Raw genomic sequence first — 15176 nt, 5'->3', positions numbered from 1 at the left:
GGGCACCATGGTCGCCACGTACTACGCGGCGACCGGCACGGGCGCCTGCAACGGTCGTCCTGAGTGGGCCGACCCGCTGTGCTCCACGGCACCGGCCGGGGCGATCAGCGGCAGCGGCTCCAACCCGAGCCAACTGCCCACCAAGACCCTCGAGTGCAACACCTTCTTAGCAATGAGCGATGACTACGCTGCGGTCATCGCTTCCGTGATCGCCGCCGTCCTCGTGGCCGGTTTCATCGAGATTCACGCCCTTATGAAGTGGCTTGTGACAAGAGGCAAGGCGATCTATGAAGACGAGGAAATAGCGATTGCTGTCAACGTCCTTGCCATACGTGCCGGTGTAGGCCCCCTCACCACAACAGCTTGCCTACCTGGACTGTGCGAGGGGGGAGGCGGCAGCCCGCAGGCGCATGGCCCGGTTGGTGGTACCCGTCGTGGTCTGGTTCGTCTGGACCGGCATGTGCCTCACGCTTGCTCTCACGCTCTGCAGAGTCCTCTTGTGGGCCGCCACTGATGACCACAGCAAAGATCCCGATTTAGCCCGAGAGGCCCTCGTCTGCTCGTGCGTGGGAGTCTTCGCGTTACTCGTGGCCGCGCTGGCACGGGCCATGGCTCATTTCATGACCGAGGCCGCCACGTATTCCTACCCGGCGCAGGTGAGATGGGTCTGAGGCGCTCGGCTGCCGGCTCCTCGTTCGAATACCTCTGGCTCCTGCTTCCCCTCAGGAGTGCCGTCGGCTCGCCACATCACGGTGCAGTAGACCGATCGTCGCGTCTGGTCCCGTTTTTCACGTACGCCATGCCCAGCACCGACTCCCCTTGGCTCCACTCATCGAGAGCCCCCATGACCTGCGGAAGCGCAGGCCATGGGGGCTCTCCGTGTTCGTAACGTCAGCACCGCAGAAGCGGACCGGCACCGGCCGGAACTCCCCCAGCGCCGTCGTCGTCGCGTCGTGCGCGGCTGCCCCGAGAAGCTCGTCGGGTCAGCGCCGCACCACCTCATCCAGGCAGCCGGCGGTAGACCAGTACCAGAAGGTGTCACAGCACTAACTCACGTATATCTCCGCAGGTCGGCAGGTCTTCCGCTCCCAGAAGTCCGTCAACCGCATGCGTCCAGTATCCCGCCCCTGGGGGTAGGCCTGCGCCGGGACCGCTTGCCGAGACCGCTTTCCGCCCTACGGTCTGACGCATGCCCGAATCCGGAGCTTCCCCACTCCCCCCGACGCCCCCGACGCACTCCCCGCTCTTCCGCGCCGAGCAGTTCGTCTGGCTCACCGCGCGCGTGCTGGAACAGCGCCTCTTCGCGTATCTCTTCCTGAACGGCGCCGCCGACCCGGTGGAGACCGCCCTGGACGCCTACCGCAACGAGGACGGCGGGTACGGCCACGCGCTCGAGCCGGATCTGCGCGGCCCGGTCAGCCAGCCGCTGCACATCGGTCACGCCCTCCACGTCCTGGACGCCATCGAGCGCTGCGGCGGACAGCGCGTGGACCGCGTGTGCCGCTATCTGACGTCGGTCTCCACTCCGGACGGCGCCCTTCCGGCGGTCCACAGCGGCCAGCGCGGCTACCCCGCGGCCCCGTTCATCCCGGTCGTGGACGACCCGCCCAGCTCGCTCCTTGCGACCGGCCCGGTGGTCGGTCTGCTGCACCGCAACGAGGTCTGGCACGCCTGGCTGTTCCGGGCCACGGACTTCTGCTGGCAGGCGGTGGAGTCCCTGGAGAAGTCCCATCCGTACGAGATCGAGGCCGCCGTGGCCTTCCTGGACTCCGCTCCCGACCGGCCGCGCGCGGAGGCGGCCGCAGACCGACTGGGCCGCCTGGTGCGCGATCAGCGCCTGGCGGTACTGGAGCCGGACGACCTCGACTCGTACCCTGTCCCGCCCGGCTACGCCCCGAGCGAGCACCACTTCCCGCACGACTACGCGCAGACGCCGCGCTCCCTCGCGCGCGCGTGGTTCACCGACGACGAGATGAACCGCTCCCTCGACCACCTCGCCGACGAGCAGCAGGAAGACGGCGGCTGGCCCGTCCGCTGGCGCCAGTGGGCACCGGGCATCCCGCTGGAGGCCCGCCCCATGGTGACGATCCAGGCGTTGCGCACGCTCAGGGCGCACGGCCGCCACATCGGCTGATCACCTCACCCGCCCAGGGCCCGCACCCCGGCGGTCACCACCACGGCCGCTCCGACGACGAGCAGGAACGGCGCCCTCAGGACGAGCGCCAGGGCAGCCGCGGCGACCCCTGCCGCCCTCGCGTCCAGCACCAGCGCCTGTCCGTCGCCGAACGTCTGCTGGGCCGTGAGGGCGGCGAGGAGGGCGACGGGCAGCAGGGCGGCAAGACGCCGTACGAGAGGCCTCTCCAGCGCACCCGCGGGAACGAGCAGCCCGATGAGCTTGACCGCGTAGCAGCCGACGACGGTGACGCCGATGGCGATCCAGGTGTTCACCGCGCACCCTCCCCCACACGCCGCCCCTGCACCCACAGCACGACGGGCGCGGCGAGAGCGGCCACCAGTACGGGAACCCCGGCAGGCAGCATCGGCAGCAGCCCGAGCCCCAGCACCACCGCCAGCCCGGCCACGGCCCGCTCGGTACCGGACTTCAGCATCGGCGCGAGCAGCGCCAGGAAGACGGCCGGCCCGGCGGCGTCGAGCCCCCACGCGGCGGTGTCACCGATGGCCTCGGCCCCCAGCGCGCCCAGCAGCGTCGTGAGATTCCACAGCACATACAGACTCAGCCCGGTCACCACGAACCCGATCCGCGCACTGCGCCGAGTGGGTTGCGCCAGCGCGACGACCGTCGTCTCGTCGATCACCCACTGCGCGGCGAACGGCCGCACCGCGCGCGTGAGGCGCAGCACCTGCGACAGCCGCAGCCCGTAGAAGGCGTTGCGCACCCCCAAGAAGAAGGCCCCGGCAGCCGCGGTGAACGGGCTCCCACCGGCCGCGAGCGCCCCCACGAGCGCGAACTGCGACGCCCCCGTGAACACCAGCAGGCTGAGCACACACGTCTGCACGAGCGTGAGCCCGCTGCCCGCCGAGGTCACCCCGAAGGCGAACCCGGACAGCCCGACGGCGACCCCGACGCCCAGGGCGTCCCGTACGACGGCGGCATCGGGCTTGTCCCGCCCGACGTGAAGATCTGTGAGCGCGTTCTGTTCTGACACGCCCTCGACGTTAGGCAACCCGCTACCGCAGGTCTTGTACGTTCTTGCGCTCCCGCTGATAGGCCCCCGGCGGCACGCCGACGATCCGGGCGAAGTGCCGATTCAGATGCGGCTGATCGGTGAACCCCACGGCGAGCGCCGCCTCGGCCGGCGAGACCCCGGCATCCAGCAACCGCCGAGCCCGCCGCACCCGCGCGTCGGTCAGCCAGGCATGCGGCGGCATCCCGTACACGTCCCGAAAGGCCCGCAGCAGGGCGAACGGACCGGTATCAAGATCGGCAGCCAGCCGCTCCAAACTGGGAGGCTCGGCCATCCGCCCTTCCAGCACCTCACGCGCGCGTACGGCGACCTGAGCCCCCGCCGTGCGCACCTCCCGCTGCGGCAGCGCCCCACCGTTCAACCGCAGCAACCGCGTCACGGCCACCCTCAGCAACGTATCCGCCGCGAGAGCATTGCCCTCATCAGCGGCCCGCAGCACCCGATGCACCAGCCCCACCGCATAAGCGTCATCGAGCACCGGCCGAACAAACCCCGGAGTACCCCGCACAGAGGTGGTCTCGGCAGCGATCTCAGCCACAAGCTCCGGCGACGGATACACAGCCCCGTACTGCCACCCCTCAGGCACCCCCGCCCGCCCCGTATGCGGCGTATCAGGATTGACCAACGCAAGCGCACCGGCTCCCGCGTACTGATCGGCCCCCCGATGATGAAAGACCTCCACGCCCTCCGCGATCGCGGCGATCACAAAGTGCTCATGGGTATGCCGCACAAAGGTCTTCTCTATGTACCGGGCCCGAAGCAGATCGACACCGGGCAACGCGGCATACCGCCAATGCCGCGCCCGCTCCCGAGACCCCATACCCCCATTGTCCGCGAACCAGCCGAGCACAGCGGCAAGGGTCGAGGGCGTCCGCCCCACACCGCAGCACCGCGTACGGCGGCACAGGCGCGCACCCCGGCGGCGCCGCAGCCGCGTACGGCGGCAAGGGGACGTGCCGGGGGGTGTCCGCCCGCAGCGGCGGGCGTCAACGAACAGCCCCTCCCTGCCCGACAGCAACCGCCCGACCGAGGACGGACACCCCCCGGCACGGCCCCGACCCACCACACCACCGCAGGCGCTACGCGAACCCCCACCCAACCCGCACAGGCGCCGCAGGCATCGACGCGCACCCCCACCAACCCCGCACTAGGCGCCGCAGGCATCGTCGCGAACCCCCACCAACCCCGCACAGGCGCCGCAGGCATCAACGCGAACCCCCACCGACCCCCGCACAGGCGCCGCAGGCATCAACGCGCACCCCCACCAATCCGGCATTCCCGCAGCTCAGCCCAATTGTCAGTCCCCGGGTGCAGGATGGACGCATGGTCAGCAACCCGCGCCGAGCCTTGGCCGGCTTCTCCCCCGCAACCCGCGGCTGGTTCACGGGCGCCTTCGACGCGCCCACCGCAGCCCAGGCAGGCGCGTGGCAAGCCATCAACGAGGGCTCGGACGTGCTGGTCGTAGCCCCCACCGGCTCAGGCAAGACCCTCGCCGCCTTCCTCGCCGCCCTGGACCAGTTGGCCTCCACACCCCCACCGGCCGACCCCAAGAAGCGCTGCCGGGTCCTCTACGTCTCCCCCCTCAAGGCCCTCGCCGTGGACGTGGAGCGCAACCTCCGCAGCCCCCTCACCGGCATCCGCCAGGAATCCGTACGCCTGGGCCTCCCCGAACCCGAGGTAAAGGTCGGCATCCGCTCCGGCGACACCCCCGCCGCAGAGCGCCGGGCCCTGTCGACCCGCCCCCCGGACATCCTCATCACCACCCCCGAGTCCCTGTTCCTGATGCTGACGTCGGCCACCCGCGACGCCCTGACCGGCATCGAAACGGTGATCCTGGACGAGGTCCACGCGGTGGCCGGCACCAAGCGCGGCGCCCACCTCGCCCTCACTCTGGAGCGCCTGGACGAGCTCCTCCCGAAGCCGGCCCGCCGCATCGGCCTCTCCGCGACCGTCCGCCCGGTCGACGAGATCGCCCGCTACCTCTCCCCTCACCGCAGGGTGGAGATCGTCCAGCCGAAGTCGGGCAAGGAGTTCGACCTCTCGGTCGTCGTCCCCGTGGAGGACCTGGGCGAACTCGGCGGCTCCCCGGTGGCCGACGGCTCCGAGGGCACGGAACGCCCCTCGATCTGGCCGCACGTCGAGGAGCGCATCACCGACCTGGTCCAGTCCCACCGCTCCACGATCGTCTTCGCCAACTCCCGCCGCCTCGCGGAACGCCTCTGCAACCGCCTCAACGAGATCGCCTACGAGCGCGCCACCGGCGAAACCCTGGACGAACACCACGCCCCGGCGGAACTCATGGGCGGCTCAGGAGCAGCCCAGGGCGCGCCCCCGGTCATCGCCCGAGCCCACCACGGCTCGGTCTCCAAAGAACAACGCGCGCTCGTAGAGGAGGACCTCAAAGCCGGCCGCCTCCCCGCCGTCGTAGCCACCTCCAGCCTCGAACTCGGCATCGACATGGGCGCGGTGGACCTCGTCGTCCAGGTCGAATCACCCCCCTCCGTGGCCTCCGGCCTCCAGCGCGTGGGCCGCGCGGGCCACCAGGTCGGCGCCGTCTCCACCGGCGTGGTGTTCCCGAAGTACCGCGGCGACCTGGTCCAGGCCGCAGTGGTCACCGAACGCATGCGCACCGGCTCCATCGAATCCCTGAGGGTCCCCGCCAACCCCCTCGACGTCCTCGCCCAGCAGATCGTCGCGATGACGGCGATGGACACCTGGCAGTTCGACGACCTCCTCACCACCGTCCGCCGGGCCGCCCCCTTCGCGTCCCTCCCCGAGTCCGCCTTCACCGCGGTCCTCGACATGCTCGCCGGCCGCTACCCGTCCGACGCCTTCGCGGAACTGCGCCCGCGCGTGGTCTGGGACCGGGTCGCCGGCACGATCACCGGCCGTCCCGGCGCCCAGCGCCTCGCCGTCACCTCCGGCGGCACCATCCCCGACCGCGGCCTCTTCGGTGTCTTCCTCGCCGGATCGGACCCCAAGAAGGGCGGCGGCCGGGTCGGCGAGCTCGACGAGGAGATGGTCTACGAGTCCCGCGTGGGCGACGTCTTCACGCTCGGCACCAGCTCCTGGCGCATCGAGGACATCACCCGCGACCGCGTCCTGGTCTCCCCGGCACCGGGCGTACCGGGCCGGCTGCCCTTCTGGAAGGGCGACCAGCTCGGCCGCCCGCTCGAACTGGGCCGCGCGGTGGGCGCGTTCCTGCGCGAGGTCGGATCGCTGCCCAAGGACGACGCCCGCCTGCGTCTAGTCACGGCCGGCCTGGACGCGTGGGCGGCCGACAACGTCCTGTCGTACCTGGACGAGCAGCGCGAGGCCTGCGGCCACGTCCCGGACGACCGCACGATCGTCGTCGAGCGCTTCCGCGACGAACTCGGCGACTGGCGCGTCGTCGTCCACTCCCCCTTCGGCGCCCAGGTCCACGCCCCCTGGGCGCTGGCCCTCGGCGCGAAGCTCTCCGAGCGGTACGGCATGGACGCGCAGGTCATGCACGCCGACGACGGCATCGTGCTGCGCCTGCCCGACGCCGACCTCATGAGCCTGGACCTGCTGGACCAGGAGCCGCGCAAGGCCGGCACCGAGTACGACGCGGACCAGGCGCCCGTCGGCGCGGCGGACGTCGTCTTCGACAAGGGTGACGTCGACCAGATGGTCACCGACCAGGTCGGCGGCTCGGCCCTGTTCGCGTCCCGGTTCCGCGAGTGCGCCGCCCGCGCGCTGCTGCTGCCGCGCCGCAATCCCGGCAAGCGCACCCCGCTGTGGCAGCAGCGCCAGCGCGCCGCCCAACTGCTCCAGGTGGCCAGCGAGTTCGGCTCGTTCCCGATCGTCCTGGAGGCCGTCCGCGAGTGCCTCCAGGACGTCTTCGACGTGCCCGGGCTCGTCGAGCTGATGGGTGACCTGGAGTCCCGCAGGGTGCGCCTCGTCGAGGTCACCACCGCCGAGCCGTCCCCCTTCGCCCGCTCCCTCCTCTTCGGGTACGTCGCCCAGTTCCTGTACGAGGGAGACTCCCCGCTCGCCGAGCGGCGCGCCGCCGCCCTGTCGCTGGACTCACGGCTGCTCGCCGAGTTGCTCGGCCAGGCGGAGCTGCGCGAACTGCTCGACGCCGAGGTTCTGACCGAGCTGGAGCGCGAGCTCCAGTGGCTCACCGAGGACCGGCGTGTGAAGGACGTCGAGGGCGTCGCGGACGTCCTGCGCCTCCTCGGCCCGCTCACCGACGCCGAGTTGGCCGAGCGAGGCGCCGAGCCGCACTGGGCCCAGGAGCTGGCCGGCGCCCGCCGCGCCATCAAGGTCCGCCTCGCCGGCACCGACCACTGGGCGGCGATCGAGGACGCGGGCCGGCTGCGCGACGCGCTCGGCACAGCGCTGCCCGTCGGCGTCCCCGAGGCCTTCACCGAGCCGGTCAAGGATCCGCTCGGCGATCTGCTCGCCCGTTATGCCCGCACGCACGGCCCGTTCACCTCGGCCACAGCGGCGGGCCGCTTCGGTCTGGGCGCGGCGATCACGGACGGTGCCCTCCAGCGGCTGGCGGCGAGCGGCCGGGTCGTCCAGGGCGAGTTCCATCCGGCCGGCATCGGCCAGGAGTGGTGCGACGCCACGGTCCTGCGCCGCCTGCGCCGCCGCTCCCTCGCCGCACTGCGTCATGAACTGGAGCCAGTGCCGCCGGCCGCGCTCGCGCAGTTCCTGCCGCAGTGGCAGCACATCGGCAGGGGCCACGCGCTGCGCGGCATCGACGGACTGGTCCGCGCCATCGAGCAGTTGCAGGGCGCGTCGGTGCCGGCGTCGGCCCTGGAGAAGCTCGTGCTGCCGTCACGCGTCAGCAACTACACCCCCGCGATGCTCGACGAGCTCACCTCGGCCGGGGAGGTCGTATGGGCCGGAGCCGGCTCACTCCCCGGCAAGGACGGATGGGTCTCGCTCTACATGGCGGACGCGGCCCCCCTGCTCCTGCCGCAGCCCCACCCTCTGGAGCTGACGGCCTTGCACCAGTCCGTCCTGGACACCCTCTCCGGCGGCTACGGCCTGTTCTTCCGCCAGATCGCCGACCAGGTCCGCGCCACCACCCATCCCGACGCCACGGATCCCCAACTCGCCGACGCCCTCTGGGAGCTGGCCTGGTCGGGCCGTCTGACCAACGACACGCTCGCCCCCATGCGCTCCCTGCTGGGTTCGGGCCGCACCGCGGGCTCCACCGCCCACCGCGCCAAGCGCACCATCCCCCGAGGCCGCTACGGCTCCCTCACGGCCGCCGCCCGACCCGCGTCCCGCACCGGCCCGCCGACCGTCGCCGGCCGCTGGTCCGTGCTCCCGGCACACGAGCCCGACCCCACCGTCCGCGCACACGCCCTGGCCCGCACCCTCCTCGACCGGCACGGCGTGGTGACGCGGGGAGCGGTCGGCGCGGAGGGCGTCGAAGGCGGCTTCTCGGCGACGTACCGCATCCTGTCCGCCTTCGAGGACAGCGGCCAGGCGCGACGCGGCTATGTGGTGGAGGGACTCGGCGCGGCCCAGTTCGCGATGGACGGCGCGGTGGACCGCCTCCGCGCGGTGTCCAACGCCCGCGACCGCGGCGACGACCTGCCGGGCGCGGGCGCCCCCGACGCCTTCGGCACCCTTGCCCCCTACGGCACCCCGGGGAATCCCGACGCCGACCAGGCCGACACATCGACGTACGACCCCGACGGCACCCCCACGTACGACATCCCCGACCTCGACCACGACTTCCTGGACGCCCACCTCGGACCGAGCGAATGGGTCTCACCCCGCGACCTCGCCCCCGGGAACGGCCGACGCACCCCGCAAGCGCCCGCATGGCAGAACGGCGGCGCCCAGTACGGCGCCGGCTCCGCATCCCGCCGCACCCGGCCGACCCCCGACACCAGAGCCGTCGTCCTCGCCGCCGCCGATCCTGCGAACGCCTACGGCGCCGCCCTCGGCTGGCCCGAGCCCCCCACCGGCGCCGGCCACAAGCCGGGCCGCAAAGCGGGCTCCCTGGTGGTCCTCGTCGACGGCGAGCTGACCCTCTACATGGAGCGCGGCGGCAAGACCCTGCTGGCCTGGCCCTCGGCCCCGGACACGGAACCCACCGACGACCCCCGCCTGCACACGGCGGCGGAGGCCCTCGCCGCGGCCGCTCGCGCGGGCTCCCTCGGCACGGTCACGGTGGAACGGGTGAACGGCGCCTCGGCGCTGACGTCCCCCATGGGCACCCTCCTGGAAGGAGCGGGCTTCATCGCGACCCCCAGGGGCCTGCGCCTACGCGCCTGACGCCAGATGCCAGAAGCCAGATGCCAGGTACCCGATGCCTGACACCGCCCCGGACCGCCACCCACCCGCGCACGCCCACCCCCCATGCCACCCTTGACCCATGCCCGAAGGAGACACGGTCTGGCAGACCGCGAAGCGGCTGCACACCGCCCTCGCCGGCGGGACTCTGTCCCGTAGCGACTTCCGGGTGCCCAAGTACGCCACGGTCGACCTCACGGGCCGCACCGTCCTGGACGTCACCCCTCGCGGCAAACACCTCCTGACCCGCGTCGAAGGCGGCCTGACGATCCACTCGCACCTGGGGATGGAAGGCTCCTGGAAGGTGTTCGCCGACCAGCAGCGCTGGACGGGCGGCCCCGTGCACCAGATCCGCGTGGTCCTCGCCACCGCCCCCGCCCCGGGCACCGCGGGCATCCCCGACGCCCACCCCGCCCGCACGGCCGTCGGCTATCGCCTCCCCGTCCTCGAACTCCTGCGCACCACCGAGGAAGACCGCGCCGTCGGCCACCTCGGCCCTGACCTGCTGGGCCCGGACTGGGACCCCGACCGCGCCCTCGCCAACCTGCTCACGGACCCCGCCCGCCCCCTCGGCGAGGCCCTGCTGGATCAGCGCAACCTCGCCGGCATCGGCAACGTCTACAAGAGCGAGCTCTGCTTCCTGCTCCGCGTCACCCCCTGGCTCCCCGTCGGCGCGCTCCCCGCCGAACACACCGCCCAACTGCCGGTCCTCGCCAAAAAGCTCCTGGAAGCCAACCGCGACCGCCCGGTCCGCAGCACGACGGGCCGCCGCGGCCAGGACCTCTTCGTGTACGGCCGCGCCCGGCGCCCCTGCCTGCGCTGCACCACCCCGATCCGCGCGGCCGACCAGGGCGACGGTTCCCGCGAGCGCCCGACCTACTGGTGCCCCAACTGCCAGGCGGGCCCGTCCCCGAGCCGGACGCCCGGCACCGACCCGCACCGCGGAACCCAACCCCGTACGACTAATTGACGACCCGTCAGATCCACTCGTACCGTCCCTTCATGCCCGTCAAGGCGTACGACCTCACCGGACGCACCGCATTCGTCACCGGCGCCGCCAGCGGCATCGGCCGCGCCTCGGCCGTGCTGCTCGCCGAAGCCGGCGCGGCCGTGCACTGCGCCGACCGCGACCCGCAGGGCCTGCACGACACGGCGACCCTGATCAAGTCGAGCGGCGGCACCGCCCACGTCCACCACCTCGACGTCACCGACCGCGCGCAGCTCCGCCAGGCCGTCGCCTCCTGCGAGCGGCTGGACGTCATGGCCGCGGTCGCCGGGATCATGCACAGCAGCCCGGTCCTGGAGACCCTCGACGAGGACCTCGACCGGGTACTGAGCGTCAACTTCAAGGGTGTGCTGTACGCCTGCCAGGAGGCGGCCCGCGCGATGCTCGCCGAGAGCGTCCGAGGCAGCATCATCACCATGGCCTCGGGCGCCGTGGACACCGGCGGCCCCGGTCTGCTCTGCTACGGCGCGGCCAAGGCAGCCGTCGTACAGCTCACGAAGACGCTGGCCACCGAGATGGGGCCGCACGGCATCCGGGTCAATGCCGTCGCCCCGGGCTGGATCCGCACGCCCATGACCGACCGCCACGACACCGCGGCGCAGACGCACACCGAGACGTTCATGGCGCGGATGTCGCCACTGGGCCGGGTCGGTGAAGCGCAGGACGTCGCGCACGCGGTGCTGCACCTGGCGTCCGACGCGGCGTCCTTCACCACGGGCCAGATCCTGCGTCCGAACGGCGGTGTGGCGATGCCGTGGTAACCGCGGCGGCCTGCCCCGTCCGCCCGGCCCGCCAGGCCCGCACCCACCGCCGCGGATCGACGGCCCCCACGGCCCGCGCCTTCGGCACGCAGTGCACCGGCAGCAGGCTCAGCCCCCACCCTCCGGCCGCGACGGACGCCTCCAGCACCCCCGCATCCGGCGCCAGCGCAAGCCGCAGCACGGCCCACCACCACAGCGCCCCGAACCCGAGAGCCGCCCCCCAGCGGACTATCGGCCGTGCCATCCGCTCACCTCCAGCCCGAGGCTAGGCCGCCCGCACACCGGCCGGGAGGGCGCAGCAACGGCAGACGGTGACGGCGCAGGCCAACGCCTTCACGCCGCGTCGGGCGCCGTCACCCCCTCCACCATGACCGCGTGATCACACCCCGGCAAACGCACCCGACGGCGACGTCAGGCCCACGGCCCCGCCAAAGGCACCGGCCCCGAACAGCACGAAACCCCGGCCGCTCTCCCCCAGGTCTCCCTGGAGAAGCCCCGACCGGGGTCTCACACAACTCCTCAGCACATGGTCAGCCCATGCGCACGGGCGTCACCGTCACGCGGCGACCACGTCCACCGCCTCGGAAGGCGCCTTGATGGTCACCCGTTCCGGCGGCACACCGGTCACCGACACGGAACCCAGCATCGGACGGACCGACGCGGGTACAGGCTCGCTGGGTGTGGCCGCAGCAGACTGGGCCAGCTCGGCGAGGGCGAGCTCATCGCTCACTTCCCGCATGAGCTCGGACATCCGTACGTCCAGCGCGTCGCAAATCGCGGCGAGCAGCTCGGAGGAAGCCTCCTTCTGCCCCCGCTCCACCTCGGAGAGATAGCCGAGTGAGACTCGGGCGGACGAGGAGACTTCGCGCAGAGTACGGCCCTGGCGCTGGCGCTGCCGACGCAGCACGTCACCAAGCAGGCGACGGAGCAGAATCATCGGTGGCTCCCTCCTCGGACCGCGTAGCCGCATCCTTCACGCCCCACCGTACCGCCTTGCGCCGCGGCCGTGCGGGGAGCGATGTCGTGTTCACTCAGGGCTGCAAACATCAAAACCCCCCGTTCCGTTCCGTATCCTGTGCCCGCTCATTCCCAGTGTGTTCGCCCGCAAGCTCCTTCAGGAGCAGTGCGAGTACGCTCCGTACACTCTCCATACGAATTTCCTCGCGGCCGCCGTTCAACCGCAGGGCCTCCACTTTTCCGCCACCGGCAGAACCGGAATCAGGGCCGACGGGCCCGTCCAGGGCGACGAAAACGGTCCCCACGGGGTGTCCGTCCTGCATGTCGGGCCCCGCCACACCGGTCGTGGCGATGCCCCAGTCGGCTCCCAGCGCCTTCCGCACACCGGCCGCCATCTGTGCCGCGACCTGCGGATTCACCGCGCCGTGCTGCTCCAGCAGGGTGGCGTCGACGTCGAGCAGCCGGTGCTTCAGCTCGGTCGCGTAGGCGGTGACCGACCCCCGGAAGACCTTTGATGCCCCCGGGACGGTTGTGATGTCCGCCGCAACCAGTCCGCCCGTCAGCGACTCCGCCACAGCGAGCGTCTCACCCCTCACTGTGAGTAGTCGCACCACGTCGGTGGCCCGGGAACTCACGCTTCCGTCTCCTCCAACGCGGCCTTGCGCTCGGCGATTCCCTGCCTGCGCAGCACAATGGCTTGTCTCACATAGTCGAGCCCGGTCAGCACAGTCAGGACGACCGCCGCAGCCATCACCCACCACCTCAGGGTGGCCAGCCACCCCGTCAGCGCCAGGATGTACATCCCGACCGCCACGCCCTGCGTGAGCGTCTTGAGCTTGCCGCCCCGGCTCGCCGGGATCACGCCGTACCGGATGACCAGGAAACGCAGGAGCGTGATCCCGAGTTCCCGGCCGAGGATGACGCCCGTCACCCACCACGGCAGATCGTCCAGTGCCGACAGACAGATCAGCGCCGCCCCCATGATCGCCTTGTCGGCGATGGGGTCGGCGATCTTCCCGAAGTCGGTGACGAGGTTGTACGCGCGCGCCAGATGACCGTCGAAAAGGTCCGTGATCATGGCGATGGCGAAGGCCGCCCAGGCGAGTGAGCGCCACGCCGGGTCGTATCCGCCGTCGGCCAGCATCAGCGCGACGAACCCGGGCACGAGGACCAGCCGGAGCATGGTCAGGAGGTTGGCGATGTTCCAGACGCTGGCCTGGTTGACGGCCGCGGCCGCGATCTTCTTGCCGCGCGGGGATTTCGCCCCGCCCGGGGCACCGGTCTCGGCGCCGCCCGCCCTCGAACCGCCCGACTTCGAGCCGGCGCCCTTGGACGAGCCGGCCTTGGACGATCCCACCGCGCTCGCCTTGCCCGCCGCACCCGCCTGGGAGCCGCCCGCGGCGGACGCCGGAACTCCGGTCATCTGTCCGCCTCCTCACTACACGCGAGCGAGCCCAGCAGCGGCTCGGCCACCAGGTCGACACCTTCCGTACCGACCACCTTCGCCTCGACCATACGACCGACGCTCAGCCCCTCGCCGCTCGTGAGCAGCACCTGGCCGTCCGTCTCCGGTGCCTGGTGCGCCCCACGGCCGTACACGCCCTCCGCCGAGTCCTCGTCGTCCACCGACTCGACGAGCACGTGCACGGTCTCCCCGACGCGCTCCTCGGACCGCTGTGAGACGAGCTCCTCGGCCAGCCGCGAGACACGTGCCAGCCGCTCGGCGACGACGTCCTCGTCGAGCTTGTTGTCGTACGTCGCGGCCTCGGTGCCGTCCTCGTCGGAGTAGCCGAAGACGCCGATGGCGTCCAGCCGCGCGTGGTTCAGGAAACGCTCCAGCTCGGCCAGGTCGGCCTCGGTCTCGCCGGGGAAGCCGACGATGAAGTTGGAGCGCACACCGGCCTGCGGCGCCTTGCCGCGGATGGTGTCGAGCAGCTCCAGGAACCGGTCGGTGTCGCCGAAGCGGCGCATCGCGCGCAGCACGTCGGGCGCGGAGTGCTGGAAGGACAGGTCGAAGTAGGGGGCGACCTTCGGCGTGGAGGTCAGCACGTCGATGAGGCCGGGCCGCATCTCGGCCGGCTGGAGGTAGCTGACGCGGACGCGCTCGATGCCGTCGACCTCGGAGAGCTCCGGCAGGAGGGACTCCAGCAGGCGGATGTCGCCCAGGTCCTTGCCGTAGGAGGTGTTGTTCTCGGAGACCAGCATGATCTCCTTCACGCCCTGTTCGGCCAGCCACCGCGTCTCGTTCAGCACATCGCTGGGCCGGCGCGAGATGAAGGAGCCGCGGAAGGACGGGATGGCGCAGAAGGAGCAGCGCCGGTCGCAGCCGGAGGCGAGCTTCACCGAGGCGACCGGGGCGCCGTCGAGGCGGCGGCGCAGGGGCGCACGCGGGCCGGAGGCCGGAGCGAGCCCCTGGGGAAGGTCGACGGGGGCATGCCCGGGGAGCGCGACGTCGGCCGCCGACTCCTGCCGCTCGGCAGGGCTGATCGGCAGCAGCTTGCGCCGGTCGCGCGGGGTGTGCGCGGCGTGGATGCCGCCGGACAGGATGGTCTGCAGGCGGTCCGAGATGTCCGCGTAGTCGTCGAAGCCGAGCACGCCGTCGGCCTCGGGGAGGGCCTCTGCGAGGTCCTTGCCGTACCGCTCGGCCATGCAGCCCACCGCCACGACGGCCTGGGTTCTTCCATGATCCTTGAGGTCGTTGGCCTCCAGGAGGGCGTCGACGGAGTCCTTCTTGGCGGCGTCGACGAACCCACAGGTGTTGACGACCGCGACGTCCGCGTCCGCGGCGTCCTCCACGAGGTCCCAGCCGTCCGCCTCCAAGCGGCCTGCGAGCTCCTCCGAGTCCACCTCGTTACGGGCGCAGCCAAGAGTGACGAGTGCGACGGTACGGCGTTCAGGCATGGGCTCAAGACTACTTTGTCTCACTGACAGCCCACGTCGACGGGGTTGGCCGATCTTGGCCAA

At 71.7% G+C, this 15176-nt stretch carries 13 protein-coding genes; 5 read left to right on the top strand and 8 right to left on the bottom strand.

Features of this window, described 5'->3' with window-relative positions; all coding sequences use genetic code 11:
* The first annotated feature begins 7 nt into the window (after positions 1-7).
* Both ACZ69Q_RS00105 and ACZ69Q_RS00100 read left to right on the top strand, forming a co-directional pair.
* Complete coding sequence (locus tag ACZ69Q_RS00105) at positions 8-514, top strand: hypothetical protein (RefSeq protein WP_471033777.1); 507 nt, start codon at positions 8-10, stop codon at positions 512-514.
* A 675-nt stretch (positions 515-1189) separates the two neighbouring features.
* A complete protein-coding gene (locus tag ACZ69Q_RS00100) occupies positions 1190-2134 on the top strand; it encodes a hypothetical protein (RefSeq protein WP_471033776.1) in 945 nt (314 codons plus the stop codon).
* A 5-nt stretch (positions 2135-2139) separates the two neighbouring features.
* Here the strand turns inward: ACZ69Q_RS00100 and ACZ69Q_RS00095 are convergent, their stop codons facing one another.
* From ACZ69Q_RS00095 to ACZ69Q_RS00085, 3 genes are read right to left on the bottom strand one after another with little or no spacing between them, the layout of a single operon-like run.
* Entirely contained in the window at positions 2140-2448 is a 309-nt protein-coding gene (locus ACZ69Q_RS00095; RefSeq protein WP_471033775.1) for an AzlD domain-containing protein, read from the bottom strand.
* A complete protein-coding gene (locus ACZ69Q_RS00090) occupies positions 2445-3167 on the bottom strand; it encodes an AzlC family ABC transporter permease (protein WP_471033774.1) in 723 nt (240 codons plus the stop codon). Before ACZ69Q_RS00090 ends, ACZ69Q_RS00095 begins: the two co-directional genes overlap by 4 nt.
* Positions 3168-3189: 22 nt before the next feature.
* Positions 3190-4026 (bottom strand): AraC family transcriptional regulator, encoded by an 837-nt coding sequence (locus ACZ69Q_RS00085; protein ID WP_471033773.1) that lies wholly within the window; start codon positions 4024-4026, stop codon positions 3190-3192.
* Positions 4027-4529: 503 nt separating this feature from the next.
* Between ACZ69Q_RS00085 and ACZ69Q_RS00080 the strand changes: the two genes are divergently transcribed.
* The 3 genes from ACZ69Q_RS00080 (at position 4530) to ACZ69Q_RS00070 (ending at position 11255) form a co-directional block, all read left to right on the top strand.
* On the top strand, positions 4530-9470 hold the full coding sequence (locus ACZ69Q_RS00080) for an ATP-dependent helicase (RefSeq protein ID WP_471033771.1): 4941 nt from the start codon (positions 4530-4532) through the stop codon (positions 9468-9470).
* 100 nt (positions 9471-9570) lie between these two features.
* Positions 9571-10458 (top strand): Fpg/Nei family DNA glycosylase, encoded by an 888-nt coding sequence (locus ACZ69Q_RS00075; protein WP_471033770.1) that lies wholly within the window; start codon positions 9571-9573, stop codon positions 10456-10458.
* 32 nt (positions 10459-10490) lie between these two features.
* The gene (locus ACZ69Q_RS00070) at positions 10491-11255 is read left to right on the top strand and encodes an SDR family NAD(P)-dependent oxidoreductase (protein WP_471033769.1); all 765 of its coding nucleotides are present in this window, start codon (positions 10491-10493) and stop codon (positions 11253-11255) included.
* On the opposite strand, the gene ACZ69Q_RS00065 is transcribed toward ACZ69Q_RS00070, so the two are convergent.
* The 5 genes from ACZ69Q_RS00065 to rimO form a co-directional block, all read right to left on the bottom strand.
* A complete protein-coding gene (locus ACZ69Q_RS00065; protein WP_471033768.1) occupies positions 11203-11499 on the bottom strand; it encodes a hypothetical protein in 297 nt (98 codons plus the stop codon). The two genes, ACZ69Q_RS00070 and ACZ69Q_RS00065, sit on opposite strands and share 53 nt — an antisense overlap.
* Before the next feature lie 312 nt (positions 11500-11811).
* Positions 11812-12192 (bottom strand): helix-turn-helix domain-containing protein, encoded by a 381-nt coding sequence (locus ACZ69Q_RS00060; protein WP_030046881.1) that lies wholly within the window; start codon positions 12190-12192, stop codon positions 11812-11814.
* 109 nt (positions 12193-12301) lie between these two features.
* Entirely contained in the window at positions 12302-12847 is a 546-nt protein-coding gene (locus ACZ69Q_RS00055) for a CinA family protein (protein WP_471033767.1), read from the bottom strand.
* Positions 12844-13635, bottom strand: coding sequence for a CDP-diacylglycerol--glycerol-3-phosphate 3-phosphatidyltransferase (gene pgsA, locus ACZ69Q_RS00050; RefSeq protein WP_471033766.1), 792 nt, complete (start codon positions 13633-13635; stop codon positions 12844-12846). The genes ACZ69Q_RS00055 and pgsA overlap by 4 nt, the downstream gene beginning before the upstream one ends.
* On the bottom strand, positions 13632-15113 hold the full coding sequence (gene rimO / locus ACZ69Q_RS00045; RefSeq protein ID WP_471033765.1) for a 30S ribosomal protein S12 methylthiotransferase RimO: 1482 nt from the start codon (positions 15111-15113) through the stop codon (positions 13632-13634). The genes pgsA and rimO overlap by 4 nt, the downstream gene beginning before the upstream one ends.
* Positions 15114-15176 lie beyond the last annotated feature (63 nt).

Source organism: Streptomyces sp. NPDC036764 (assembly GCF_055609385.1).
This window is presented reverse-complemented; position numbering and strand designations above follow the sequence as displayed.